Source organism: Gluconacetobacter takamatsuzukensis, from assembly GCF_014174275.1.
Taxonomy (GTDB): domain Bacteria; phylum Pseudomonadota; class Alphaproteobacteria; order Acetobacterales; family Acetobacteraceae; genus Gluconacetobacter; species Gluconacetobacter takamatsuzukensis.
This window is the reverse complement of the sequence record NZ_JABEQK010000001.1, coordinates 170546-195646: the sequence shown is the minus strand read 5'-3', so window position 1 is coordinate 195646 and position 25101 is coordinate 170546. Positions and strand designations below refer to the sequence as shown.

At 63.6% G+C, this 25101-nt stretch carries 22 protein-coding genes; 18 read left to right on the top strand and 4 right to left on the bottom strand.

Features of this window, described 5'->3' with window-relative positions; translation table 11 throughout:
• Positions 1-71 precede the first annotated feature (71 nt).
• The 7 genes from fliI (at position 72) to HLH27_RS00850 (ending at position 7734) form a co-directional block, all read left to right on the top strand.
• Positions 72-1460 (top strand): flagellar protein export ATPase FliI, encoded by a 1389-nt coding sequence (gene fliI / locus HLH27_RS00880; RefSeq protein WP_182947478.1) that lies wholly within the window; start codon positions 72-74, stop codon positions 1458-1460.
• On the top strand, positions 1460-1885 hold the full coding sequence (gene fliJ, locus HLH27_RS00875) for a flagellar export protein FliJ (RefSeq protein ID WP_246375259.1): 426 nt from the start codon (positions 1460-1462) through the stop codon (positions 1883-1885). The genes fliI and fliJ overlap by 1 nt, the downstream gene beginning before the upstream one ends.
• A 167-nt stretch (positions 1886-2052) precedes the next feature.
• On the top strand, positions 2053-2817 hold the full coding sequence (locus HLH27_RS00870; RefSeq protein WP_182947219.1) for a hypothetical protein: 765 nt from the start codon (positions 2053-2055) through the stop codon (positions 2815-2817).
• A gap of 17 nt (positions 2818-2834) precedes the next feature.
• Positions 2835-3920 carry a flagellar motor protein MotB gene (locus HLH27_RS00865; RefSeq protein ID WP_182947218.1) on the top strand — a complete coding sequence of 362 codons (1086 nt, stop codon included), beginning with the start codon at positions 2835-2837 and terminating at the stop codon, positions 3918-3920.
• Positions 3921-4045: 125 nt separating this feature from the next.
• Positions 4046-4930, top strand: a complete 885-nt coding sequence (gene motA / locus HLH27_RS00860; protein WP_182947217.1) for a flagellar motor stator protein MotA — start codon at positions 4046-4048, stop codon at positions 4928-4930.
• A 39-nt stretch (positions 4931-4969) separates the two neighbouring features.
• Positions 4970-6931 (top strand): hypothetical protein, encoded by a 1962-nt coding sequence (locus HLH27_RS00855; RefSeq protein WP_182947216.1) that lies wholly within the window; start codon positions 4970-4972, stop codon positions 6929-6931.
• A 35-nt stretch (positions 6932-6966) separates the two neighbouring features.
• Positions 6967-7734, top strand: a complete 768-nt coding sequence (locus HLH27_RS00850; RefSeq protein ID WP_182947215.1) for a flagellar hook assembly protein FlgD — start codon at positions 6967-6969, stop codon at positions 7732-7734.
• Between the two features lie 111 nt (positions 7735-7845).
• Here HLH27_RS00850 and HLH27_RS00845 read toward each other — a convergent pair whose 3' ends face one another.
• Positions 7846-8661 carry a response regulator transcription factor gene (locus HLH27_RS00845; RefSeq protein WP_246375257.1) on the bottom strand — a complete coding sequence of 272 codons (816 nt, stop codon included), beginning with the start codon at positions 8659-8661 and terminating at the stop codon, positions 7846-7848.
• A 547-nt stretch (positions 8662-9208) separates the two neighbouring features.
• On the opposite strand from HLH27_RS00845, the gene HLH27_RS00840 reads away from it, so the two are divergent.
• Both HLH27_RS00840 and HLH27_RS00835 read left to right on the top strand, forming a co-directional pair.
• The gene (locus HLH27_RS00840) at positions 9209-9460 is read left to right on the top strand and encodes a hypothetical protein (protein ID WP_182947214.1); all 252 of its coding nucleotides are present in this window, start codon (positions 9209-9211) and stop codon (positions 9458-9460) included.
• A 247-nt stretch (positions 9461-9707) separates the two neighbouring features.
• A complete protein-coding gene (locus HLH27_RS00835) occupies positions 9708-12272 on the top strand; it encodes a hypothetical protein (protein WP_246375255.1) in 2565 nt (854 codons plus the stop codon).
• 79 nt (positions 12273-12351) lie between these two features.
• On the opposite strand, the gene HLH27_RS00830 is transcribed toward HLH27_RS00835, so the two are convergent.
• Positions 12352-13149, bottom strand: a complete 798-nt coding sequence (locus HLH27_RS00830; protein WP_182947213.1) for a prepilin peptidase — start codon at positions 13147-13149, stop codon at positions 12352-12354.
• A 229-nt stretch (positions 13150-13378) separates the two neighbouring features.
• Here HLH27_RS00830 and HLH27_RS00825 point away from each other — a divergent pair, with 229 nt between their 5' ends.
• The 6 genes from HLH27_RS00825 (at position 13379) to HLH27_RS00800 (ending at position 19882) form a co-directional block, all read left to right on the top strand.
• Positions 13379-13774: a flagellar basal body rod protein FlgB gene (locus HLH27_RS00825; protein WP_246375254.1), complete on the top strand. Its 396-nt coding sequence runs from the start codon at positions 13379-13381 to the stop codon at positions 13772-13774.
• 14 nt (positions 13775-13788) lie between these two features.
• Positions 13789-14196, top strand: a complete 408-nt coding sequence (gene flgC / locus HLH27_RS00820; protein WP_182947211.1) for a flagellar basal body rod protein FlgC — start codon at positions 13789-13791, stop codon at positions 14194-14196.
• Between the two features lie 234 nt (positions 14197-14430).
• Entirely contained in the window at positions 14431-15174 is a 744-nt protein-coding gene (locus HLH27_RS00815) for a flagellar hook-basal body complex protein (RefSeq protein WP_182947210.1), read from the top strand.
• 172 nt (positions 15175-15346) lie between these two features.
• Positions 15347-17080, top strand: a complete 1734-nt coding sequence (locus HLH27_RS00810) for a flagellar hook-associated protein FlgK (protein ID WP_182947209.1) — start codon at positions 15347-15349, stop codon at positions 17078-17080.
• A gap of 21 nt (positions 17081-17101) precedes the next feature.
• Positions 17102-18196 carry a flagellin gene (locus tag HLH27_RS00805; protein WP_182947208.1) on the top strand — a complete coding sequence of 365 codons (1095 nt, stop codon included), beginning with the start codon at positions 17102-17104 and terminating at the stop codon, positions 18194-18196.
• A 249-nt stretch (positions 18197-18445) separates the two neighbouring features.
• Positions 18446-19882, top strand: coding sequence for a tetratricopeptide repeat protein (locus HLH27_RS00800; protein WP_182947207.1), 1437 nt, complete (start codon positions 18446-18448; stop codon positions 19880-19882).
• Between the two features lie 54 nt (positions 19883-19936).
• Here HLH27_RS00800 and HLH27_RS00795 read toward each other — a convergent pair whose 3' ends face one another.
• Together HLH27_RS00795 and HLH27_RS00790 are read right to left on the bottom strand one after the other, a co-directional pair.
• A complete protein-coding gene (locus tag HLH27_RS00795) occupies positions 19937-20317 on the bottom strand; it encodes a cytochrome c3 family protein (RefSeq protein WP_182947206.1) in 381 nt (126 codons plus the stop codon).
• Positions 20314-21024: a ferric reductase-like transmembrane domain-containing protein gene (locus HLH27_RS00790; protein ID WP_182947205.1), complete on the bottom strand. Its 711-nt coding sequence runs from the start codon at positions 21022-21024 to the stop codon at positions 20314-20316. Before HLH27_RS00790 ends, HLH27_RS00795 begins: the two co-directional genes overlap by 4 nt.
• A 253-nt stretch (positions 21025-21277) precedes the next feature.
• Between HLH27_RS00790 and HLH27_RS00785 the strand changes: the two genes are divergently transcribed.
• The 3 genes from HLH27_RS00785 (at position 21278) to exaC (ending at position 25077) form a co-directional block, all read left to right on the top strand.
• The gene (locus HLH27_RS00785; RefSeq protein ID WP_182947204.1) at positions 21278-22063 is read left to right on the top strand and encodes a sulfite exporter TauE/SafE family protein; all 786 of its coding nucleotides are present in this window, start codon (positions 21278-21280) and stop codon (positions 22061-22063) included.
• A gap of 440 nt (positions 22064-22503) precedes the next feature.
• Positions 22504-23397, top strand: coding sequence for a helix-turn-helix domain-containing protein (locus HLH27_RS00780; RefSeq protein WP_246375252.1), 894 nt, complete (start codon positions 22504-22506; stop codon positions 23395-23397).
• Between the two features lie 153 nt (positions 23398-23550).
• Positions 23551-25077 (top strand): acetaldehyde dehydrogenase ExaC, encoded by a 1527-nt coding sequence (gene exaC, locus HLH27_RS00775; protein ID WP_456305473.1) that lies wholly within the window; start codon positions 23551-23553, stop codon positions 25075-25077.
• Positions 25078-25101: the final 24 nt, after the last annotated feature.

Genomic DNA, 25101 nt, shown 5'->3' with positions numbered 1-25101 from the left:
GCCGCATGCAGCCCGAAAAAACCGATGCCGCCACGATCCGGCTTTCCCGGGACGAAACCGTCGTCGGCAGAATGTCCAGCGTCCTGGACGCGATCCGCAAGGTCGTCGCCACCCCCTTCCACGATACACCCGTCGGTGTTCTGGAAGGGCGCGTGACCGGCCTGACGGGGCTTTCCGTGTCCCTGAACGGCATGCGGGATTTCACGGGGGTCGGCGACCGGGTAAGCATTTTTGGCCTGGACGGCCGCGAAACCGACGCGGAAATCGTCGCTTTTCGTGGCGATACCGCCATCGCCATGCCGTTCGGCGGGCTGGAAGGCATAGGTTCCGGCTGTCGCGCCACATTCCGGCTATTCGATCAGGAGCAACGCAAGCGCCGCGCCGGCGGCACGCTGATCGTCAATAATGCGTGGCAGGGGCGTGTCCTGGATCCGATGGGCCGTCCGATCGACGGCAAGGGCCCCCTGCCCCCGGGCGGCGATCCGCGCAGGCTTCATGCCTCCCCGCCGGAGGCCGCCCTCCGGGCCCGCCTGGGCCCGCGCATCGATCTGGGGGTACGCGTCCTCAACCTGTTCACCACCTGCCGGGAAGGCCAGAGGCTGGGCCTGTTCGCGGGCTCGGGCATCGGAAAATCCACGCTGATGGGCATGCTGGCCCGCAATACTGATTGCGACGTCGCGGTCATCGCGCTGGTCGGCGAACGTGGCCGCGAAGTCCGGGAATTCGTGGAAGACGATCTGGGCCCCCAGGGTCTGGCCAAATCGGTCGTGATCGTCGCCACGTCCGATAGCTCCCCCCTGATGCGCCGCGAGGCCGCCTATGCGGCCATGGCCGTGGCCGAGCATTTCCGCGACCAGGGCAAGTCGGTCCTCATGCTGATGGACAGCGTCACCCGTTTTTGCCAGGCCCTGCGCGAAATCGGCCTGTCCTCCGGCGAACCGCCTGCCACCCGGGGCTATCCACCCAGTGTTTTCGCCGAACTGCCGCGCCTTCTGGAGCGCGCAGGTCCAGGACTCGTCAACCCGGACGGCAAGGCCGGCCAGATCACGGCGATGTTCTCGGTCCTTGTCGAAGGCGACGATCATAACGAACCGGTCGCCGACGCGGTCCGCGGCATTCTCGACGGGCACGTGGTGCTGGAACGCAAGATCGCGGAAAGTGGACGATATCCCGCCGTCAATGTCCTCCGCTCGCTCTCCCGCACCGTCCCTGGCTGCAATTCCCCCGAGGAAAACGCCTTGGTGCAGGAAGCACGGGCCGACCTGTCGATCTGGGAAGACATTCAGGACATGGTCCGCCTGGGCGCCTATCGCGCGGGGAACGACCCCACGGCCGACCAGGCCATCCGCGTCATTCCCTCCATCGAAGCCGTCATGAAGCAGTCCCGCGGCGAAGCGGCCACGATCGCCGAAAGCTTCGACGCCCTGCGCGGCGCGCTGTCCTCCTCCGGGCAGGCCTGATGGCCTCCCGAACGCGCACGCTGCAATCGCTGATCCGCCTGCGCAAGACAGAAGTCGACGAGGCCAAGAGCACGCTGGCCCAGGCCCTGGCCAATGAAGAGGCGGCGCGTCAACACCTGGAAAGCCTTCAGGCCTCCATCGCCGCCGAACAGCGCGCGGCATCCGCCGGTCAGACATCGATGGACGATTTCCGTCGCTGGCTGCCGACGGGCCAGCAGGCTGTCACACGGGCCGCGGAGGCATTGCACAGCGTAAAGGCGGTATCCGATCAGGCGCGCGATGCATTGATGCAGGTCAATGCCGCATTGAAAGCGACAGAATCCATTCTCGAAAAACGAGTGGAAGAAGAAAAAACAACCCGCTCCCGCCGAGAACAGGCCGAAATCGACGACCTGACACCCCACGTTCGCCGCAATGCGCACTGACTTGCAATGCTCGTATACAGCCCCCTCGCAGCAATCATTCCTTTTTTGTCATGTTTCGTCCTTGAGAAAGTGGAATGCCCCGGCTATCGCTGTTTCTTGGAGCGGGAACGCGATCTTACCGGACGCACTCCGGCCGTCCCCACAGCCATGAGCGACTAGGAAAGCGCATGCAACAGACAGAGCAACCGACCGCGAAAATCTTTATCGCTACCCCCTGTTTCGGCGGTCTGGTGACGCAGGAATACATGGAATCCATCATCGCCTGCACCAGCGTCATGCGGATTCCGATGACCCTTTCCCTGCTGGGCGACGATGCCATGATCAGCCGGGCCCGAAATACGCTTGTTCATCAATTCTTCACACGCTCCGACGCCACCCATATTCTTTTCATCGACGCCGATATCGGCTTCCCGGCAGAAGCGCCGGCCCGTCTCCTGGCGGCGAACAAGGACCTGATCGCGGGCATGTACCCGATCAAGGAACGCTATTGGGACAAGGCCACCCAGGAAAACATCCTGCGTGGCGAAGCCCAGGAATCCGCGTCCCTGCGCTATGTCGGCGAGACGGAAGCCATGCACGAGACATGGGAAAAAGGGCCGCTCCTCAGCACGCATTACGCCGGAACCGGCTTCATGATGATCAGCCGGCAAGCAATCGCCACCATGATCAAGCATTATCCGGAAACGGCCTACCGGCGCATCGACACCGCGCGCAGCGGGGACGAGGGCCTGAGCCACGCCCTTTTCGACGCCAGCATCGATCCGGAAACCGGAACATATCTGAGCGAGGATTTCACCTTCTGCCGCCGCTGGCGCGAGATCGGCGGCGAAGTCTGGCTCGACACGTCCCTCTCCCTGACCCATGCCGGGCGCGCCGCCTATCGCGGCGATCCGTCGTGCCGCGTCGGCATGGTCCATCTCAAGGGCTCATAAGGCCAAGGTAGCTCCATATGGCAAGACGCAACACATCTCTCGTCATCAAGCGCGGCGACGACTCCGAAACGTCCAGTCATCACGGCGGCGCGTGGAAGATCGCCTACGCCGACTTCATGACGGCGATGATGTCGTTCTTTCTTGTCATGTGGCTGCTCAACGCGACAACGGACGAACAGCGGCGGGGTATCGCGCAGTTCTTTAATCCGATGGCCGATAACCAGACCCACATCCCGCCGACCGACGGCATGCTCGACACCTCCCCCTCGCCCCTGACGGCGGGAAGTGCGGTCAAGCGGATCAAGGACGGCTCGACATCCGAGACTCCGTGGCCCCAGAAGCCGGGCGCCGAGCGCACCGAGGTCACCTCGACCGCGGGCGGATCGCCCGATGACATCACATTCGGCATCCGGTCCGAATTCACGCCCCGCATGCCCAGCGTCCTGCCGATCGGCGGCCCCAACAGCGGCGCGGCGCAGGGGAGCGGCTTCGTCGGCGCCAACGGCGCGATAGCGGAACAGGCCCATCTGGCCCAGATGACGTCGGACATCCACCAGGCGATCCAGCAGAACTCCACGCTGCAGAACGCCTCGAAGAATGTTTCGATCCAGTTCGGGCGGGACGATGTCCGGATCGAACTGCGCGACGCAAGCAATATGCCGATGTTCGACTCGGGCTCGTCCGAACCCAACGCCCTGGGCCGCCAGATGCTGGCCGAAATCGCGAAATTTCTGTCTCCCATGCCGGAACGGATCTCGATCGTCGGCTATACCGACGCGTCGCCCTACCAGGCGGGAAAGACATGGACCATGTCGAACTGGACCCTGTCCGCCCTGCGGGCAGACCACGCCAGGGAAGTGCTGGTGAAGTCCGGATATCCGGACATCAACATCCTCGACGTCTCGGGCTACGGCGACCGAAACCTGGTCGTTCCCTCCGACCCGACCGCGGCGGCGAACAGGCGGGTTGTGATCGTCATGCATAAAATCTACAGGAACGCACCCGCCCCCATCCTGCCGGTGGCAGACGGCGGCGCCAACGCCCAACCCGCCTCCGGCGGCGAGCACACCGACAGAACAACCGATACGACCGCACGGCCATAATTGTTCATCGACGGTAACCGGCACGACCCAGGGCCGTGCGTGTCCGGTTCCAGCCGTCCCTGGATCGCTAACAGCCGCAACCGATGGGGTCGGACGGCACAGATGGATGAAACGGAGAAAACTCCATGCTTTTCGTTGGCGGCCTCGTCTTTGCACTGGTCTGCGTCTTCGGTTCCTTCGCGGCATCCGGCGGGGCGCTGGCGCCGCTACTTGCCTCCATGCCATTCGAATTGCTGACCATTCTCGGCTCGGCAGCCGGCATCTTCGTCATGTCGAATCCCGCCAGCGCGCTCAAGCAGGCTCCCCGGGACCTGATCCTGACACTCAAGGGCCCCAGCTACGACAAGGCCGCCTATCTCGATCTTCTCGTCACGCTGTTCAGGTTCACGCGCCTGGCCCATTCCAAGGGAGCGATCGCCCTTGAAGAACATGTCGAAAACCCCACCGAGAGCACCATTTTTGCGCAGGCGCCGCGCGTTCTGAACGATCTGGAAACACGCAGCCTGATCTGCGACTATCTGCGTCTGGTCAGCCTCAATATGGAAGACGCGTACCAGCTCGACGAGGTCATGTCGCGCGAACTGAAGAAGAACCTGAAAGAACGGCTCCACATTTCCGAGTGTCTTTCCAGTATCGCGGACGCATTGCCGGCTCTGGGCATCGTGGCTGCGGTTCTTGGCGTCATCAAGACGATGTCGGCCATCAACAAGCCCCCGGCCATCCTGGGCGAAATGATCGCCGGCGCGCTGGTCGGCACCTTTCTCGGCGTTTTGCTGTCCTACGGCGTCGTGGCGCCTCTGGCGGCGAGAATGCGAGATGTGATACTCCAGGATGGTCGCTACCAGGACATCATCCGGATCGTCTTCGTTGCGCATCTTCAAGGCAGCCCGCCGCAGGTCAGCGCCGAAATCGGACGAAAGGACATTCCGCATTTCTGCATGCCCTCGTTCAGCGAACTCGATACGGCCTTGTCCCTCGCCCAATCCTCTCCGGCGGGGGCGGCAGCCTGACGGGACCAGGGTGCACATGAAAGGTATATGGAGCCTCCGATGAGTATTGTGGTGACGAAAGCCTCGACGAAGGCGAATGGCGCACCGGGTTCGTCGTCATCCAGCTCCCCCCTCTCCACCCTGCCCGGCCCGTCGGTATCGACGGGCTCTTCCGCCGTACGGCCACGGAAACGTGGCGCCGAGGATCAGGGCTCGTTCAACGCCCATCTCCAGAACGCGTCCCGTGAGACGGGCAGCGGGAAACAGGACAGCACACGCGCGACGAGCGAGTCCGCGACGTCCAGCGCACAGACCAATGCGGGCACCCAGACGGACAGCCAGACATCGGGCCATCAGGCCACCGGCAAGGGCACACCCAGGCAGGGCAGCCCCGCGTCGACGGCTGCCGACAGCACCACGCCTCTCCCCACCCCGCAGATCGTCGCGGCAGCGGTCGCGCCATCCGGCACCAGCACTGGCACACCGAAAAAGACCGGTTCGGATGCCGCCTCCACCAGCGACGAGACGGACGCCGCGCCGACTTCACAGGCTCCTCTCGCGGCCCTCCTGTCCCAGATGATCGGGTCTCTTCAAACCCTGACATCCCCCACCCCGCCCAAGACCGGCCCCGATGCGTCGTCCGCCAACGGGACAGCGGCCCTGGCGAACCCGGCCGACCAGACCGGCGGCATGGCCGCTCAAGGCTGGTCGTCTTCCCTGTCCGCCCTTGCGGCCCAGACATCCTCCGCGACCATGGCCCCCGCCGCGCTCGCCGCCTCCGCCATCCCGGGCCAGAACCAGACCGCTGCCCTGTCCGCCCTTCCGGCACAGACGTCATCCGCGACCATGGCCCCCGCCGCGCTCGCCGCCTCCGCCATCCCGGGCCAGAACCAGGCACCGTCACCAGGCGCCACGCCGACACAGGCCGCCCCGACCGGGCAAATCCTCGTCACCTCCATACAGGCCTCGGGGGGAACAACCGGTCAGAACCAGATTGTTTCGACCGGCATTCCGCTGACCGTGGCCGACTTGGCCACGACGGCGCGTGCGGAAAAAGGGCAGCATTCCCTCACGCTTCCAGACACCGCGTCGCTATCCGCGCCATCGGATTCGTCCGCGGCGGCAGACAGCTCCGATCCGTCGCCCCTTCAGGAATCGCCCGGAAAATCGATCGCTCAGAACGCCGCAAACAGCAACGCAGCTGCGACAGCATCACCCACGACGATCGACATCGCGCCCTCCCCGACCTCCGACGCGACCTATGTCGCCGAAAACACGAGCGCAGCCATCGCGCAATCGACCGACAATGGCAGCATGGACGGCCATTCGGATTCGTCCGATGGGAGTACCAACGGCGAAAGCAACCAGACGGCTCCTCAGCTCACCAATGGGCTCACGCTTCCTGTCGGCATGGCGGCGGTCAGTACATTCGCGACCCTGCTGAACAGCAAGACGGGCGACGCTCCCGCCAATCTGTCCCGGACCCAGCCTGATGGCACTATGGAGACGAATGGCTTCGCTTCCCCCTCGACCTTTACCCAGGGCCGCGACGGTTCGGCGTCTCTTTCCATGACGCTCCTCACCGATGATTCCACCCCGATCCATGTCCGCGTCGAAGGCACGGACGGCACGACAACAGCGGTCGTCCTGCAAAGCGAAGACCAGGCGACAGCCCGCCACTTAGCCGACAACAAGCACGAACTGGTCGCGGCCCTCAATGCGGCGGGCATCGATACCAGCCATTTGAAAATCGATATCGGTCCCTTACCCACCGGGACCAACAGCAATATGAACGATCAGAATTCCAACAACAGCACCGCCTATGGCAGCGACCTGTCCGGCAACATGTTCGGCAGCAATCCCGGACAAAACGGACAGGCGTCGTACGGCAATAGCGGCTGGAACAATACGGGCACCAATGTCTCCACCCAGGACGGCTACGCCTTCGAAACGCAGAATGACCCCAGCTCGGTAAAGCCCGCAGGCTCATATACCGGAAGCGGCGTCAATATTACCGCCTGATCCAATAACAGCCTGAATAGGGGAACCCGAGGACCATGACGACATCAACCACCACATCCACCCTCACCAACGAATACAAGCTGCTTCAGGCGTCGGAGGCTGCCGCCAAAAGTTCGGCCAGCACCGCCGCGTCCGGCGGTTCAAGCGCCAGCACTTCCACGGCAAACTCGGCGCTATCCTCGCTGGCCGACAATTACACCACCTTCCTGACCCTGCTGACCACGCAGCTGAAGAATCAGGATCCCAGCAGCCCCATGAATACCGACACCTTCACGACGGAACTGGCGCAGTTTGCGGGGGTGGAGCAGCAGGTCGAGACAAATACGAAACTGGCTTCGCTGATTTCGCTGAACGAAGGCAGCCAGCTGTCCAGCGATTCCAGCCTGGTCGGCCAGCAAGCGACGGCGAATACCACGACACTGCCGCTGCAGAACGGTGCGGCTTCGCTCACCTACACGGGCACCGCCGGAGAGACCGTGGGCATCGCCATCGCCAATTCGGGCGGCACCATCGTCAAGGACGCCATCGTAACCGCCAACAGCGGCAGCAATACCTGGACATGGGACGGCACGGACAATAGCGGCAACAAACTGTCCGACGGCGCCTACAGCGTTTCGGTCAACACCGTCGATTCTACGGGCACCACATCGGTACTCCCTTTCACCGTGACCGGCACGATTACCGGCGTACAGAAAGGCACATCCGACATGAATATCCAGATGGGGGATGCCACCATCCCCCTGTCCGACATCACGAACCTGTCTTCGGCCACGGGAAGCAGCACCAGCGACGCCGGATCGTGAATCGCTGCCCCCGGAGATCATCGCCTCCGGGGGCAGGCCCGCCATACCAAATGCGAAACGGCTGTCCTCAGCCGTCCCGTGCTGCCCGAATACGCATCACGGAGGCAAAGATCAGGTCAGGTCGAGTATCGTCGAGGATGTCATGATATTGATGCCGGGCATCACCGGAAGGCAGGATTCCTTCGCCGAGCGGTCGCCCAGCGCCTCGGCCGCATGATTGCGCGCGCCCAGGGGGGCGAAGGCCTTTTCATTCAGGCGATACCCGATTCCCCATAGCGTCGTGAACGGCTCATCAACGCCGAAATTACGCATCTTCTTGCGTATCTTGCAGATCATGACGTCAATGACCTTGCCGTAAGGCTCACTTTCCCCGGCGTACAGGCTGTCCAGCACCGTTTCCTTGCTGAGCACCTGCGTTTTGCGCAGCGCCAGCAGTTCCAGCAGGTCATATTCCCTGCGGGTCAGCGGAACCAGCTTGGAATCGATATGCACCTCGCGTCGGTCGACGCCCACGGTCATGCGGCCGATATGCAGGGTTCGGCTGTCATGCCCGCTGACCCGCCTGACAATGGCCTGCAAGCGGGCCAGGAGTTCAATGGGATCAACCGATGCCGGCACGCAATCATCGGCACCGATACTCAGAAGCTCCGCCACCGCGTGCGGCGTGGACTGCCGGACAAGAATCATGACCGGCGTCGGCACGCGACTCTTGCGTATATGACGCACCAGTTTCATGTCCGGCACGGATTGCTGGATGACCACGATATCGAAATGCGATCGCCGCACCGTCTCCACGATCCCTTCCGGGCCGGACATCGTGATTGAAACGGAGCCCCCCAGCGCGGCCTTCGAGAGCCCGTCATAGGGCAAGCCGTTGCGCTGTTCCGATCCATCGGCAATGCAAAGTACGCGCATCTTTACTTCCATCAAAAGCGCATGGCTGCCAGCAGAAAAAGATACAGGACTATTCTTGTCCCGTCTTTTTCCCGATATCCTTTTGAAGACGGCACAGGTGCCATGCGCGTGAAAGAGGAGCGTACGCCCCCGCCACTCTGTTCTTGCCACAGACTGCGACGACTGCCCAGTCCTCCGCCCCGATAAAGATCAATGACAAGTCCCCGAGGCGAAAAAAGCACCTTGGCGAAAGCCTTTCCATCTCCTAGAATGGATGTGGTATATTTTTATCTTTATACACAAGAGATCAATCATTCCCAAGCAAGTTGACATGGAAAATCCCCGGGAACGGGCGTCGTTATTTGCGACTGTCTTTCCGGATGGTGCCAAGGAAAATGCAATGCACCGGTCACGATAGTCCGACCCGTCACCTCACCGTGTCTTTGCCGTCACATCCGCCGACAGGAATTGGGACAGGTGAATCAGCCCCCATGGCATATATCTGCTTCTTTACCCAGTGTTCTTGCAGGCACGTTGTCGATACAATGCTTTCCAGCCTTCAATCTGAAAGACGACAAACATGAGTGACATCATCACGGCCGCCTCGGTTCTCGCGTCCAGCATCCGCCAGGCGACCTCGGCCGCGTCCCAGACGGCATACCACAATGCCCGGCCGGCCCATGCGGCGGCAGCCGGTGTCAACATCGTCTCCAACAGCATCGACGGCTCTTCCTCCTCCATGCAGTTCGACGCATCCGGGCAGATCATCCCCACCGGGAACACCAGCAAGAAGGAATCGGCAACCGCGAGCGCCCTGAATCTTTTCGCCTGACCAACAATCCGGCCAACTGAATATCAAAGATAGGCTTCCGGCGGTGGCGTCCAGAAGATGACCATCCAGCGTCGCGGGCTTCATGCCCGCCCGTCCGGAAGCCCCCCCGTCCAACCGTGCACCCCATCCACCCCATGCGCATCGACCATCGACGGTTGCGAACCGGTTCAGAGACGACACTCCAGGGCAACGGGTTTCCGTCCCTCTTTAGGATCAAAGACACGTGCCTTTCAGCAGCACATCCCGCATGAGATGCTCCGTCACGCTTTCGGCCCTCATGCTCCTGTCCTGCTCCGCCATTACGCCCGCCATGGCGGCGGACCGGCACGGTAACGCCCGCCATCACGGCAATTCACACACGCCCGCGCCCACGCCCCAGGCTCCGCCGACCGCTGCCCTTCCGCCCGCCGTCGCGCAGTCGCCGCAGACCGAGACCGGGTTGCCCGACGCGGTCCTGCTCCAGGGCCTGCCCTCATCCTGGCGGGCAACGCTCATGGACCCGCCGTCGGCCACGACGAAGACTTCATCGGGACCAGCCCCGAGCACAGCATCAGCATCAGGCCGGCCGCCGCCTCCCCCCACGCCCTCTTCCCAACAGTCCGATGCGAACGCGTCTTCCCCCGATACGCCGTCCATGGATCGCATCCTGTTGCCGGTGCCGCCCCGCATGGGACTCGCCGCGTTCCAGAGCGGAAGCCGCTTCATCATCGTCATCGACAATGCCGAGCCGATGGATACCAGCGCATTGCGCGGGACCGGCATTTTCTCGACGCTCACCGTCAACACCCTTCCCGATGCGACCCTGATCCAGCTTCGCGTTCCCGACACACGCCGCCTGTATCTTTCGCAACAGGCCGAAGGCTGGGTATTGGGCGACAAGCCGCCGCCGGCGATCGATTACGAAGACCGACGCGTCATCAACCCGCAATATGTCGAGGACGGCACCCTTTATCCGATGCGCCGGTCGGGCCGCGTCATCTCGATCACCGACCCCACGTCCGGCCGGCGGCTGCTGGTGGGCACGTCCACCATGGACGATGGCGGGATCCTGTCCCTGCGCGAGGGCGACGGGTACGAAGTCTGGCCGACGACCGAAGGCGTCGTCATTTCGGCCCAGTCCCCGCGTATCGATCTGCGCCCCGTGCCGAACGGCATGCTCCTGACCGAAGATGGCAAGGCCTTCCTCGATCACGGCCGGGCCGTGTATGCCAGCGACGTCGACCTGAAATGGCTCGGCCTGCGGGACCTCCCCCTCGATGCCCTGATGGCGCGCTATAATACGGCGCTGCACGCGGCGGCGGATTCCACCCCGGCCGATCGTTTCGACCGGCGCCTGGATGCCGCGAAAGCCGCCTTCAATCTCGGTTCCTTCGTCGAAACACGCGGCATCATGACGATCGCGCTGCAGGACGACCCGGAAGAAGCATCGCGGCCGGACGTCCGTTTCCTGCTGGCCGCCGCCGAATTGTTGTGCGGGGACGTAGACGGCGCATCCCTGCTCACCGGTCCGTGGCCGCAGAACGACAAACGGGCCACCCAGTTCTGGCGCGGCCTGTATCTCGCAGCCCTGCGAGACGATCACGATACCGCCGCCCGCCTGCTGGCGCGCGATTTCACCCGTATAAAATCCTATCCGCAACCGGTTCGCGAGGTCATCCTGCCGGTCGCGGCAGAAGAAATCGCCCGCTACGGCACACCCGAAGACCTCACGGTGCTCAATTCCCTGCCGCCCGATGCGCAATATCAGCTCGTCGACGCATTCAGGCAGCTTCGCTCCGGCAATCGGAACGCGGCCTACGCAACATTCCAGAAACTCGAGGACAACAGAAATCCGCTCGTCGCCGAGAAGGCCATCGAGCAGAAAGCATCAATGGACCTGGCCAGCGGCCATATCACGCCGGGCGCCGCGGCCAATCTCTTCAGCACCCTGCTGCCCGACGCACGCCTGGCCGGCCGCGAGGCCGCGGTGCGCCTGCTCCTCGCCGATGCTTACATGCGCGACCGCCGATGGAGCGACGCGCTCCAGTCGATCGACGCCGCCCGGTCCGTTCCTCAGCCGGCGCCGCCGAGCGCGATAGCCCCCGCCTTGTTCCAGGCCCTGTCCGGGGTCGCCCAGACCCCGCCCTCGACCGAAGACAAGGAAAGCCTTCTGCGCGCCGCGGCAATGCTGAAGGCCCATGTATCCGACCTGCCGCCTGGCGAGAAACGGGCCGATATTCTGGTTGCTTATGGCCGGATGCTCTCGGCACTCGGGCTGCCGGATGATGCGGCCCTGGCTTTTTCCGATGCGATCCCTCTGCTTGAATCGCCAGCCCTGCGCGCGGCGGCCGGCATCGCCCTCGCACAGGTCGATCTCGAGCGCAAACTGCCGCAGGACGCCCTGAAGGTTCTGGATGTCACGGATGATCCAAACCTGCCGGACGATATCAAGACTACCAGACGGATCATGACGGCCCAGATCGCCCTGGCCAACGGCGACACCACGAAGACACTCTCCGTTCTGCACAACGATACCAGCCCGCAATCGCTCGATATCACCGCCCGCATTCATGAAGGCAAAGGCGAATGGGCCGCCGCGGCGCGGGACGTGCGCCGCCTCGCCGAGGCCACCATTCCTGAAAGCGGCTCCCTGAGCGACGACCAGCAGGCCCTGGCCCTTCGCGTGGCTTCGGATGCATCGCAGGCCGCCGATCGCCCGCTGCTGGACTGGATCACCAGCCGGATCGGGGGCAGGCCCCTGGATGGCGACCGCCAGGCCCTGTTCAACCTGTTGACGAAACCGGTCAGCCCGACCCTCGCGGTCTCCCAGTAATCAGTAATAAACAGAGCGTTTCGCCGTCACTATAGTCCCCGCTGATGCACAGCCCCCGGGCGAACCCGGCCGACCGGGGTCAGCCCGGCAGGATCTGCCCACCGTCCCGCAACAACATCGTGACCGCCAGGCTGACGGCGAAGGAAAGCCCGGTCGAGCGGATCCATATCGTTTCGGACCGGTGACGGCCCGCCCCCTCCGCCCGCGAGGTGGAAGAATATCGCGCCAGCATGCACGACACCCAGTACAGGAAGCCTGTCAGCAACAGAAAGGTCGAAAGACCGCCGATCCCCACCCATGCGCCACACGCGGCGGCCAGGGTGACATCATCGCTCGACAGAACGCTGACCCGCGCCGAGACAGCGATGAAGACCAGTACCAGAAGCGTACAGCCCCAGGCAGCGGCAGCCCCGAGAACGGCATTGTCCGCATTCCCTTTCCAGATCCCGTTCATCAGCCCCAGCAGCAGCATCGGAATAAGGATATGGGTCGGCATCCACCGCTCGCTGCGATCAAGCAACGCCGCGAGACAGGCGAAATTGAGCGCGACCATATCCGCCACTGCGACTTGCCCCGGCATGCAGCCCAGGAACACGATGGAAAACGACGCGGTCAGCAGACATCCCGCGATGATTTCCCGTCTGCGCTGCGGCCCCGGCTGCACGGGGCGGCCATAAAGGCCACCGATCACCGGCATCCAGCGCAGCACGATCCGGTACAGTACGACCGAGACCGGAAACCAGGCCGCGGCGCCCAGCCCGATAAGCGACGTCCGGCCGTCACGCGCCAGCAGGCTCCACAGGACCATGCCGGTCGTGGCCGCGGCCAGTACGAACCCGTCGGACAGTTCGGACTTCCGCATCCGCTTGCCACTCATCCTGATCATCCGCTCCCGGCCGCGATCACATCCTGTCCGTTCCGGCAGCAGACCCGGATCGCGCATGATGCGACAAAGAGAATAGGAACACGGAAAAAACTATAGCCCTCATCCTGACGGCGCGCTATTCAAACAACGGCAGAGTCCTGCGCTCCACACAATGTGCCGCGATTACAGGCGCACCAACCAAGAGAATTGACATCGCATGCTGGAAGCATTGTCAGCTCATATGTCACAGGTCAATGGCGGCACGGACGTGCTTGCCCTGGCCGGTCGACGCCTGCAATGGCTTCAGGCCCGCGAATCCCTTCTGGCCGGCAATGTCGCCAACGCCAACACGCCCGGCTACGTCTCCAAGGACATCACGGCCTTCCAGGGCGTCCTGCAGAACCAGATGGCCGTAACCCTGGCACAGACCGACGCCGGCCATCTGTCCGGACATGGCGGTGCGAACGGTACCAAAAGCGTATCGGGGGTCAATTCCTCCCCCGACGGCAATCAGGTCGAACTCGAGGACGAGCTGGAAAAGGTGGCCGACACCAACGACCAGCAGCGTTTCGCGACCAACGCCTACAGCGTCTACATGTCGATGTTCAACATCGCGCTGGGCAGCTCCGGTTCCTGAGTGTGTGAGTCACCATGGATTTTTCGAACACGATAGATGTCTCCGCCGCCGGCATGCGCGCGCAGGCGAAGCGCCTTCAGGTCGCGGCCGAGAACATCGCCAATGCGGAAACGACCGGATCGACCCCCGGCTCCGATCCGTACCGGCGCAAGACGATCACCTTCAAGGAAGCGCTGAACCGCACATCCGGGGTATCCAGCGTTGTCATCAAGGGCGTCGGGCAGGATCAGTCTCCGTTCGAGACGCGGTACGACCCGTCCCATCCCGCGGCCAATGCCCAAGGGCAGGTCAAGATGCCGAACGTCAACATGACGGTCGAAATCATGGACACGCACGAGGCGCAGCATTCCTACGAGGCCAACCTCAATACAATGCAGCTCACGCGCTCCATGCTGACCCGCACGATCAACCTGATGAAATAAAACAGCCGGGAATAATCACCCGGTGGCCATATTTCCCGCGCTTGCGCGCCGGTATTGTGACCACAGCGCGATCGTCGCGCGACGTTACCAGTTTTGTTGCCGTTTCGTACGTAAGTCGGTAGTCTTCACATCAGCAGACTGGGTCGTGTGCCCTGGTCGGAGGATGACAACCGGACAGCAGGCGTGGCGAAGCCCTGATCACACAAGCCTCCGGTTCCTTCAAAAGGAGCGACCATGGAAAATACGACCTATATCGCCCTGTCACGCATTGACGTGTTGACACGCGCCCTGGACGTAAGCGCGAACAATCTCGCCAACGTCAACACGGACGGCTTCAAGGCATCCAAGGAGCTTTTTTCCGACTATCTCGTCCATCAGAAGGGCGCCAACACCCTGCCGGGTGACAAGGACCAGGCCTTCACTGAAGACAAATCGACCTATCGGGACCATTTGCAGGGTCCGATGCATACCACGGGCAACCTGACCGATTTCGCCATCAACGGCGAAGGTTATTTCGCCGTCCGCACGACGCAGGGGATCAGGCTGACGCGCAACGGTCAGTTCCACCGTCGCATGGACGGCACGATCGTGGACGGAACGGGCAACCCGATCCTGGACAATAACGGCCGGAACCTGGTCCTGCAGCAGGAGAGCGATCTCCTGTCCGCCGCATCCGACGGCACTCTCTCGACCCAGACCGGCCCGATCGGCATCATCGGCCTCCTCACGGTCGACAATCCCAATACCCTGGTGGCCGAAGGGGCCTTCCTCCTGCGCCCGACCACGCAGACGCATCAGGTTGCCCGTCCGGAAATCCGCCAGGGCATGCTGGAAGCCAGCAACGTCAACGCGGTGTCCGAGACAACTCGCATGGTCGAAATCCAGCGCGCCTACGATTTGACATTCCAGCTTATCCAGACCGAATCGACCCGCCACCTGAACGCCATCGACAAGATCACGGCGGAAGCCTCAAGCTGACCCCGACAGGTCGGAAACGCCCGCAACCGCGCAGCCCCCGCTGCTCTTGAAACCTTTTAGAAACCATTAACAGATAGCAAACGCATTAGAGCGCCGTCGCTACTCTATCCAGGCTGCTGTGAGTCTCGATCGATGCTCCGCTGATAGTGGCTTACGCACAGGGAACTTGGGAATGGATCTGTTATCGTCTCTCTCGATAGCCACGAGCAGCCTGAACGCGATCGAATATCAATACTCCGTGACGTCCCAGAATGTCGCCAACCAGACCACGGCGGGATATGTCAGCGAAACCGCCGTCGTCACGTCCGCCGCAACAGGCAGCACTGCCAACGGCGTCCAGATCGGCAAGACTGTCCTGAACGTCAGCCAGGCCCTGCAGAACAGCCTGTACGCGCAGAATGCCCAGGTCGCGGCCTATACCGCGACCAGCAACTCCCTGGCCTCCGTCTCCGCCGTCCAGGGCACGACGGCGACCGATTCCACGACAGACTCGGCAGGCACCACGGCCACGCTGTCCGACCAGCTGGGCAATGTGCAGAGCGCCCTGACCTCGCTGGTTTCCACCCCGCTCGAAAGCTCCGCGCAATCGGCGGTCATCGGTGACGCACAGTCGCTGGTCGATACCATCCACACGCTGAGCTCGACCTACACGACCCAGCGCCAGCAGGCGCAGGACAACGTCACCTCGTCGCTCTCCGACATCAACAGCGACCTGACCCAGATCGGGGTTCTGTCGCAGCAGATCGTCAAGCTCCAGAGCGTCGGCTCCGACACGGCCGATCTCGAAAACCAGCGGCTCGGCCTCATGACCAGCCTGTCGTCCGAGCTTTCGGTCACATTCACCCAGACGCCGAACGGCGACATGATCGTCAAGACCGCGAACGGCGTCCAGCTTCCCACCCGTCCCGACCAGATCGGACAAAGCGACAGCTCGCAGACGCTCCCCAGCTCCACTTGGCCGCTGAGCCTGTCCGACAGCAGCTTTACGTCCTCCGAAATCTCCGCATCGACGTATTACGCCGCCAACGATTCCGGTTCGACGATCCCGGGGATCATGCTGAACGGCAAGGACATCACGACGTCCCTGACCGGCGGCACGCTGGGCGCCAACATCACCCTGCGCGACGACACCTACCCGAAGATGCAGGCGCAGCTCGATTCGTTTTCGTACACGCTGATCAACCGTTTCAACAGTGCCGGCCTCAGCCTGTTCACGAACGATGCCAGCTCGACCGACGCCTCGGAAGTCACGAATTACCTCACGGACGTGCAGAACGGCGTAACGGCCAGCGGCGCCTATTCCGGCTCGGCCAGCCCGACGACGACAACCAGTGTCGACAGCACGACCGGCGCGGTAACGGTAACGACGACACCGCCGAGCGGAATCGTCGGGCTCTCGTCCCTCCTGGGCGTCAACGCCATCTATAGCGGCACCCCCTCGCTGCTGACGATGAGCACCACCGACAGCACGACTGGCACGACGACAGCGGCCACATCCGTCGCCGACGCCACCAAGACCGGCGACACATCCGTCCTCACCAACGTCCTCGGCACAGCGCTCGGCACCGCGACCAGCAATGTCAGCGGCTCACTCGCCGCGCCGACCAACAATCTCGGCCCGACCGGAACCCTGTCCACGGGCTATACCGGCACCGAGGGCCTGCTCCAGCTGTCCACCTCCCTGACATCCGATCAGGGGGCGACCATCGCGGCGGCCAGCAGCAGCCTGACCTCCAGCTCGTCTTTCCAGACGATCCTGCAGACGCAGGTCTCCAACGTATCCGGCGTCAACGTCAACGACGAGATGGCCAAGGTCGTCGCCCTGCAAAACGCCTACACCGCCAATGCCAAGATCGTCAGTGCCGTGCAGTCGATGTTCACGTCACTCCTGGATGCCATCCAATAATTCGGGGTCGGAGGAAAAGCGATGAGTACATCAATCAATCAGTACGGGGGCGGCGCCGCCTCCGTGATCCTGAATGCCGGTATCAATTCCCTGAACGCGGCTGAAAACGTCCTGACCTGGCAAAACACGAACGGCACGCTGGCTGCGACCTATGCCGATCTTGGGTCCGGACGCACGACAGTTTTCAACGTGACCCCGAAAATCACGCAGGTGAATGCCTGGCAGTCGAATATCCAGACGGCCCAGACCAACCTGAATGTCACGGCCTCCGCCCTGTCGCAGATCGTGTCGCTGGCCCAGAGCCTGTCCACCAACCTGCTGAGCATCGCCTCCAACAACAGTACGCTCAGCACCTCGACAGTGACCGCCGCCTCCGCGCAGGCCCAGGCGGCGCTGACGCAATTGCAGAGCGCGCTCAATACAAGCACCGGCGCGGCATACGTCTTTTCCGGAAGCGATTCGAACAATCCCCCCGTTACGACGTCCTCGTTGTCGGACAGCGCCCTCGCGCAGCAGATCGCCTCGATCGTCAGCGTGGTCAATAACGGCGGCGATACGTCCAACGTCCTGTCGCAGGCCACGACCGCTTCCAACGATTCTTCGCTGTCCGTCTTTTCGACCAACCTGACCACGTCGACGGCGGCCGGCAATCTCGATGCCGCATCCTCTTCCCAAAGCAAGATCGTGGCAGGCAGCAGTTCCGCAATCTCCGTCGGGGTCGTCGCGACGCAAAGCTCGGGCGACTCCTCCGCGTCCTCGACATCGTCGGGCTCGCCGATCCGCGACCTGATGCGCGACATGATGATCGTATCGTCCATGAGCGGTTCATCGGCGTCGACGCAGAGTTTCTCGAATGACCTCTACACGTCGCTGCAAACCACCATCCAGCAACTGGTCAACATGGAAACGACGGTCGGCACCGCCCAGAACAGCCTGACGTCGCAATCCAACCTGCTGACCAACGTCCAGTCTTCGCTGGAAGACCAGTTGCAGAGCGCCTGGGGCGCCGACGTGGCGACCACGGCCACGGAACAGATCAACCTCCAGACCCAGCTCAAGGCATCCTATACGCTGATTGCCGACATGAAGGACATGACACTGGCCAATTATCTCTGATCTTTCCGCCTTCCGGATCGTCCATCGGATCAAAAATACCCCTCTCGATATCGCCCTTCGCCGGGAAATAGCGCGATCTCGAGAGGTTCAGGCCGGATTTCCTCATCCAGGACATACGAGATTCGCAAGGCGCCCCACCGGGGGAGACAGCGCCTTTCAGCAAGGCGGACCAAGACCTGCCTCGCGGAACCGCCCCTTCGTGACCCTGGCAGGTCCGCCTTTCTTTTCCACGATAAGGGTCCACGCCTCATGTCCCAAACCGCCGGGTCGATCCCGGATCAGGTATCGCGTCCCGAGGACAACGCCGAAGATCTTCAGCTCGCCGGACATCTGCACGAGGCCGCCGCCGCCTATCAGACCCGGCTGGCACAGAACCCGGACGATGCCAGAACCCTGAGCAATTACGGCGGATTGCTCTGCGCGTTCAGCCGTTTCGACGATGCGCTGAAGATGCTGACCCGCGCCGTGGCCTGCGATCCGACACTGCCCGACGCATGGTCGAATCTCGGCAACGCCCACATGTATCTCCAGCATTACGACGAAGCGATCGCCGCGTACAAGGCCTGCCTGCAACGCCAGCCCACGCATGCGCTCGCACTGAGCAATCTCGGCGTGGTTCTCGACCATCGCAGCCAGCACACGCTGGCCCAGAAATTTCACCAGGCGGCCATCCGCCTGACCCCCGCCAATCCGAAAACCCGCACCAACTACGCCATCTCCCTCCTGTTGCAAGGCGACTACCTGGCCGGCTTCCGGGAATATGAGTGGCGGTGGACAACGCCCAGTTCCCACAGCTACGGCAAGACGGTGCCGCAATGGAAGGGCGAGCCATTCCCCGGCCGCACCCTCATGATCCATACCGAGGGCGGGTTCGGGGACATGATCCAGTTCTCACGCTTCATTCCCATTGCCGCGCAACGGGGCGGTCGCATCGTGGTGCGGGCAAGACGGGAATTGCTGACCCTGCTCCGGCAGTCTTTCCCGGAACAGCTCATTGTTTCGGAAGACGACGCGCTCCCTCCGCACGATCTTCAATGCCCGGTCCTCAGCCTGCCCTTCGCGCTGGGCACGACGGTCGCGACCATTCCGTCCGCCGCCGGCTTCCTGCATGCGGACGCGCAGAAAACATCCTTCTGGCGCGAGACACTGCAACAGGATGTGGCGAAACGCGGCGGCCGCCCCCCCTCCCTCCGGGTCGGCCTCGTCTGGGCCGGCGCTCCGCATCCCGAAATCCAGGCCGCCGAACTGGCCGATCGGCGGCGTTCGACCGATCTTTCGACCTTCGCACCGCTTGCCGGGTCGGCACCGGACATCCTGTTCTACAGTCTCCAGATCGGCGAAAAATCATCCCAGGCCAAAACGCCGCCGGCCGGGATGCACCTGATCGACCACACCCCCCTCCTGCGCGATTTCAGCGATACCGCGGCGCTGATCAACGCGCTGGACCTGGTGATCGCCGTCGACACATCGACCGCCCATGTGGCGGCCGGCCTGGGGAAACCGGTCTGGATGCTGTCCCGCTACGATCAATGCTGGCGCTGGCTGTCGGGCCGCACCGATTCCCCCTGGTACGACAGCCTGCGCCTGTATCAGCAGACCGCCCCCCTCGACTGGTCGGACCCGGTCCGACGCATCCGCACCGACCTGCGGACCCTGGCAAAGCGCCCCCGCCCCACGCGGACCTGAACCACGCCCCAACACCGCCATTTCCCTGGGGCGTTTCAAACGGCGCGCACCGGCTCAGAAAATATCCTGCCCTTTCCTGCCATGCGGCGGCACATGGCAGCCATGGCACTCCCGGACCGGACCAGCCTTACCATGGTCGCGGCGACGCGCCAGATGACAGGTTTCGCAGAAATCATGGAACGTCGACAAGGACAGGTCCGCCTGGTCCGGCCGCGTCCGATGACACCCAATACATGTCCGGTTGGGGGACGATGCCAGTGCGGGTTCCATCACGTCATGATGGCACTGCACGCAATTATACGCCGCATGGTCGCGATGCATGAACACGACCGGGATCGGCATCGCGTGGCTGATGCCCGATTCGCACCACCAGATCCCCCCGGCCCCGACGCCCAGCGTCACGGCCAGCATGCAGGCAGCAAGCCGGCCCTTCATGGCGCCAGCCACTGGCTGCCATACAGTCCGTAGGCAAGACAGCCCCCCAGCGCGCCACCGCCAACCCCCACCGCAAGCCGCACGGCCACCGGCGCGGTATTGCGACGCCGATGGCCGGAAGGCCGCGGCAGCCGGCCATGCCGTCCCACCCACGGCAGGATGGCGCAGAACCCGGCAATCACCGCAATGGCGACCATCTGGCCCCGCCCCTGCACATGCAGCCGCGCGCCCGTGATATGAAAGCTGGCCATTCCCAGCAGCCCCAGCGCCACCAGCCCATGCGCCTGCCGAAACCGCGTCGCCGTCCGCCAGATCCGCCCGCGCACGACATGGAAGGACGGCCCGATGGCCAGAATGGCCAGCAGCACTCCAGCCAGCCCCGCCAGCATATAGCCCGGGCCACCCGGCAGCAGGTAACGGGCCGTCAGCGGCTCGGCCCAAAGCGACAGGCCGACATGAAGCCCGATCAGCAGCCCCGCGACACACCCGAACAGACGATGGGCGACCGTGAAGAACTTACCGTCATTGAAGGGAATCCGCAGCGGGCGCCCGGTCAGAAGAAACAGAAACGCCACCAGCCCATAGCCCATGAAGCCGCAAGCCATGGCGATATCCCATAGCGGGCCGTTGGCGGGCAATTTCTGCCCCGCGAACAGGGCGGAGAACAGCAGGCCACACAGGACCAGCAGCGGAAGAAGAATGATCACCGCCCCCTCCGCATGCCCGTGGCATCCCCCGTTTCCGATCCGCACGCACCGGCCACAAATAATCATGACATCGATACAAGAAGATGAACAAGCCGGGATGATCGCCCGCCTGGACCGGGAGGGCGAATTTTATCACCATATTTGATCGTTGATTAAAATAAATACCGCACTATGATGCGCTGCGCTTCGAAGGCCTGCCCATTCGGCACATATCGACCTTGAATGGCGGTTTTAACCATCCGGAATTCCCGTAATGAGTTTTATTGACACGATCCAGCCGTTATATTCGCTGTCCGGTCTGGGTGTGGGGTTTCTGGTTGGTCTCACCGGGGTCGGCGGCGGATCGCTGATGACCCCCCTGCTGATCCTGCTGTTCGGCGTGCATCCCCAGACAGCGGTGGGCACCGACCTGCTTTACGCCGCCATCACCAAGGCGGTCGGCACCGGCGTGCACGGCTTCTCCGGCGGGGTGGACTGGAAAGTGGTCCGCCGCCTGGCCAGCGGCAGCATCCCCGCCTCGGCCCTGGCGCTCGTGGTACTGCATACGATGGGCGCCCCGTCCCTGATCACCACCCACCTGATCACCCGCAGCCTGGGCGTCGCCCTGCTGCTGACCGCGCCCTGCATCCTGTTTCGCGCCGCCCTCATGCAGCGCCTGGCCGGCTTCTCCGCCGGCCTGTCCGATCGCCGGACCCATATCCTGACCATTGCCGTGGGCGCGCTGCTCGGCCTCCTGGTCTCGCTGTCGTCCGTCGGCGCGGGTGCCATCGGGGTCACGGTCCTGCTGGTCCTGTATCCCCGCCTGTCGACGGCCCGCATCGTCGCGGCCGATATCGCGCATGCCGTGCCGCTCACCCTGGTCGCCGGCCTGGGCCACTGGCTCCTGGGCTCGGTCAATGGCGGCATGCTGCTGTCCCTGCTGGTCGGATCGATTCCCGGCATCATCCTAGGCAGCCTGTTTGTCGGCATGGTCCGCGAAAATGTCCAGCGCGCGGTCCTGGCCACCGTCCTCACCATCGTCGGCATCCGCATGATCTGAAAATCCGCCTGGGCACGCCCCCCCCAGCCGACTCGCCTATAAAACAGGTCCCTCATCGTCATCGTCGGGCTCGAACGGATCCTCGTCCGGGACGTCTCCGGGGATCGGGTCGTTCGGATCGAACGGCCCGGGGGCCGGCGTCGGCATCGGCCGCCGGGGCCCGGAACGGTCATGTTCACGCATGGACATCGCACCCTCCACCGCAACGGCGATTCAACCGCGTGCCCCCGCGCGGGTTTCCGCACCGCCCGCGAACAGGGCACTCCGCCGCTTCCCGCGCGTTTGTGAACACGACATGATTGCCCTGACCGGCCTTACATGATTAGCGTCTGGGCATAACACATATGCCTGAAATGCAGAGGCCAAGAGTGACGAAAGCCAGATCACTCGATAATCATCACGCTCCAGTGAGCATTCACCACGCGGATCGCGTCTACAGCATGCTGCGAGACGAATCCGCCTCCGGCCGCTCGGCGCTCGCGGCCTCGTGGTCCCGTTCGCTGCGTCATTACGGCCTGAGCCCGAACCATGACGAACCCCCACGCCGTCTCGACGCCCAGGCCTACCGCGAGGCCCGCGAGCGCAGCGCCCTGCTGCTCCACGCGGCCCAGCCCGTTCTGGACCGGCTGGCCTCGGCGGTCCGGCGCGGCGGCTTCTGCATGCTGCTCAGCGACGCGCGCGGCGTCGCGCTGGAGCAGCGATGCATGGCCGGAGACGAGGAAATCTTCAGCGCCTGGGGCCTGAACCTGGGCGCCATATGGGACGAAGCCCACGAGGGCACCAACGGCATCGGCACCTGCCTGGCCGAAGACCGGGTGCTGACGATCCATCGCGACCAGCATTTCTTTTCCCGCAATGCCGGGCTCAGCTGCACCATGGCACCGATCCACGACCCGTCGGGCAGCCCGATCGGCGGGATCGACATTTCCTCCTGCCGCAACGATTGCGACACGGCGACACTCTCCTTCCTGTCCCTGGTGGTCGAGGACGCCGCCCGGCGGATCGAAACCCGCCTGTTCGGCGAAGCCTTCGCCGACCACCGCATCATCTCGCTGGGCAACGAGGCACAGGCCCTGCTGGCCGTGGACGAGAACGAGGTGATCGTCGGCACCAACAAGGCCGCCCGCACCCTGTTCGGCCTGCGCGCGGGCAAGCCCATGACGCTCCCCGACCTGCTGTCCGATACCGGCCACGAAGATCCCGCCCGCGCCGCCCACGCCGCCCTGCAACGCGTGCTGAAACGCTGCAACGGAAACATCTCGGCGGCCGCGCGCGAACTGGGCGTCAGCCGCGCCACGCTGCATCGCCGCCTGAAGCGCCACGACGTCCACTAGGCCCTTTCGCCGCCGTTCGGCCCACCCCGCCATCTGTCGCGGAACTGCGACAGATCGGTGGCCATACCGCCCGCAACCGGCTGACAAATCCAGTCCCCATCGCCACTCTTCCAAACGTTGACCGCGCTCCGTCCGCGGCGACCAAGAAGGAGAATGACCATGGACTCGCTGGAAAGCCATCGAATCGACATGTCGTCACCGTTCAAGGCGCAGTACGACAATTTCATCGGCGGAAAATGGGTACCCCCCTTCGCCGGGGAATATTTCGACGACCCGTCCCCGGTCGACGGGCGCATCCTGTGCAAGGTGGCGCGCTCCAGGGCCGAGGATGTGGAGCGCGCGCTCGACGCCGCCCACGCCGCGCGCGATGCCTGGGGCGAAACCAGCGCGGCCCAGCGCGCGCTGCTGCTCAACCGCATCGCCGACCGGATCGAGGAGAATCTGGAACTGCTGGCCCGCGCCGAAAGCTGGGACAACGGCAAGCCCCTGCGCGAAACGCTCAACGCCGACCTTCCCTTGTGCGTCGATCATTTCCGCTATTTCGCCTCCTGCATCCGCGCGCAGGAAGGCGCCCTGTCGGAAATCGACCACGACACCGTCGCCTACCATTTCCACGAACCGCTGGGCGTGGTCGGCCAGATCATCCCCTGGAACTTCCCGCTGTTGATGGCCGCCTGGAAACTCGCGCCGGCCCTGGCCGCGGGCAATTGCGTGGTGATGAAGCCGGCCGAGCAGACGCCGGCCTCGATCCTGGTCCTGGCAGAACTGATCGCCGACATCCTGCCGGCCGGCGTGCTGAACATCGTCAACGGCTTCGGGCGCGAGGCCGGTACGGCGCTGGCCTCCAACAGCCGCATCGCCAAGATCGCCTTCACCGGCTCGACGCCGACAGGCAAGATGATCGCCCACGCGGCGGCCGACAACCTCATCCCCGCGACGCTGGAACTGGGCGGCAAGTCCCCCAACGTCTTCTTTTCCGACATTGCCGCCGAGGACGACGATTTTCTCGACAAGGCGATCGAAGGCTTCGTCCTGTTCGCCTTCAACCAGGGCGAGGTCTGCACCTGCCCGTCGCGCGCCCTGATCCACGAATCCATCTACGACCGGTTCATGGAACGCGCGCTGCGCCGGGTCGCGGCGATCAAACAGGGCAACCCGCTCGATCTCAACACGATGGTCGGCGCCCAGGCCTCTGTCGACCAGATGAACAAGATCCTGTCTTATATCGATATCGGGCGGCAGGAAGGGGCGAAACTGCTCATCGGCGGCGGCCGGGCCGATGTGGGCGGCAGCCTGTCGAACGGCTGCTACATCCAGCCCACCGTCTTCAAGGGCGACAACCGGATGCGGATCTTCCAGGAGGAAATCTTCGGCCCCGTCGTCTCCGTCACCACCTTCCGCGACGATGCCGAGGCGGTGAAACTGGCCAACGACACGCTGTTCGGCCTGGGTGCGGGCATCTGGACCCGCGACGGCACCCGCGCCTATCGCGTCGGGCGCGCCATCAAGGCCGGCCGGGTGTGGACGAACTGTTACCACGCCTACCCGGCCCACGCTGCCTTCGGCGGCTACAAGCAGTCCGGCATCGGGCGTGAAAACCACCGGATGATGCTCGACCATTACCAGCAGACCAAGAACCTGCTGGTCAGCTACGCCCCGAAGAAACTTGGCTTCTTCTGACCCACACTCCACACGACAATCCGG

Coding starts and splice junctions, on each gene's coding strand:
- HLH27_RS00800 (WP_182947207.1), top strand. CDS start 18,446: ATGTCCCAAACCGCCGGGTCGATCCCGGATCAGGTATCGCGTCCCGAG.
- HLH27_RS00850 (WP_182947215.1), top strand. CDS start 6,967: ATGACGACATCAACCACCACATCCACCCTCACCAACGAATACAAGCTG.
- HLH27_RS00835 (WP_246375255.1), top strand. CDS start 9,708: ATGAGATGCTCCGTCACGCTTTCGGCCCTCATGCTCCTGTCCTGCTCC.
- HLH27_RS00795 (WP_182947206.1), bottom strand. CDS start 20,317: ATGAAGGGCCGGCTTGCTGCCTGCATGCTGGCCGTGACGCTGGGCGTC.
- fliJ (WP_246375259.1), top strand. CDS start 1,460: ATGGCCTCCCGAACGCGCACGCTGCAATCGCTGATCCGCCTGCGCAAG.
- exaC (WP_456305473.1), top strand. CDS start 23,551: ATGACCATGGACTCGCTGGAAAGCCATCGAATCGACATGTCGTCACCG.
- HLH27_RS00865 (WP_182947218.1), top strand. CDS start 2,835: ATGGCAAGACGCAACACATCTCTCGTCATCAAGCGCGGCGACGACTCC.
- HLH27_RS00855 (WP_182947216.1), top strand. CDS start 4,970: ATGAGTATTGTGGTGACGAAAGCCTCGACGAAGGCGAATGGCGCACCG.
- HLH27_RS00780 (WP_246375252.1), top strand. CDS start 22,504: ATGCTGCGAGACGAATCCGCCTCCGGCCGCTCGGCGCTCGCGGCCTCG.
- HLH27_RS00785 (WP_182947204.1), top strand. CDS start 21,278: ATGAGTTTTATTGACACGATCCAGCCGTTATATTCGCTGTCCGGTCTG.
- fliI (WP_182947478.1), top strand. CDS start 72: ATGTCCAGCGTCCTGGACGCGATCCGCAAGGTCGTCGCCACCCCCTTC.
- HLH27_RS00815 (WP_182947210.1), top strand. CDS start 14,431: ATGGAAAATACGACCTATATCGCCCTGTCACGCATTGACGTGTTGACA.
- HLH27_RS00870 (WP_182947219.1), top strand. CDS start 2,053: ATGCAACAGACAGAGCAACCGACCGCGAAAATCTTTATCGCTACCCCC.
- HLH27_RS00805 (WP_182947208.1), top strand. CDS start 17,102: ATGAGTACATCAATCAATCAGTACGGGGGCGGCGCCGCCTCCGTGATC.
- HLH27_RS00845 (WP_246375257.1), bottom strand. CDS start 8,661: ATGGAAGTAAAGATGCGCGTACTTTGCATTGCCGATGGATCGGAACAG.
- flgC (WP_182947211.1), top strand. CDS start 13,789: ATGGATTTTTCGAACACGATAGATGTCTCCGCCGCCGGCATGCGCGCG.
- HLH27_RS00830 (WP_182947213.1), bottom strand. CDS start 13,149: ATGAGTGGCAAGCGGATGCGGAAGTCCGAACTGTCCGACGGGTTCGTA.
- HLH27_RS00825 (WP_246375254.1), top strand. CDS start 13,379: ATGTCACAGGTCAATGGCGGCACGGACGTGCTTGCCCTGGCCGGTCGA.
- motA (WP_182947217.1), top strand. CDS start 4,046: ATGCTTTTCGTTGGCGGCCTCGTCTTTGCACTGGTCTGCGTCTTCGGT.
- HLH27_RS00840 (WP_182947214.1), top strand. CDS start 9,209: ATGAGTGACATCATCACGGCCGCCTCGGTTCTCGCGTCCAGCATCCGC.
- HLH27_RS00810 (WP_182947209.1), top strand. CDS start 15,347: ATGGATCTGTTATCGTCTCTCTCGATAGCCACGAGCAGCCTGAACGCG.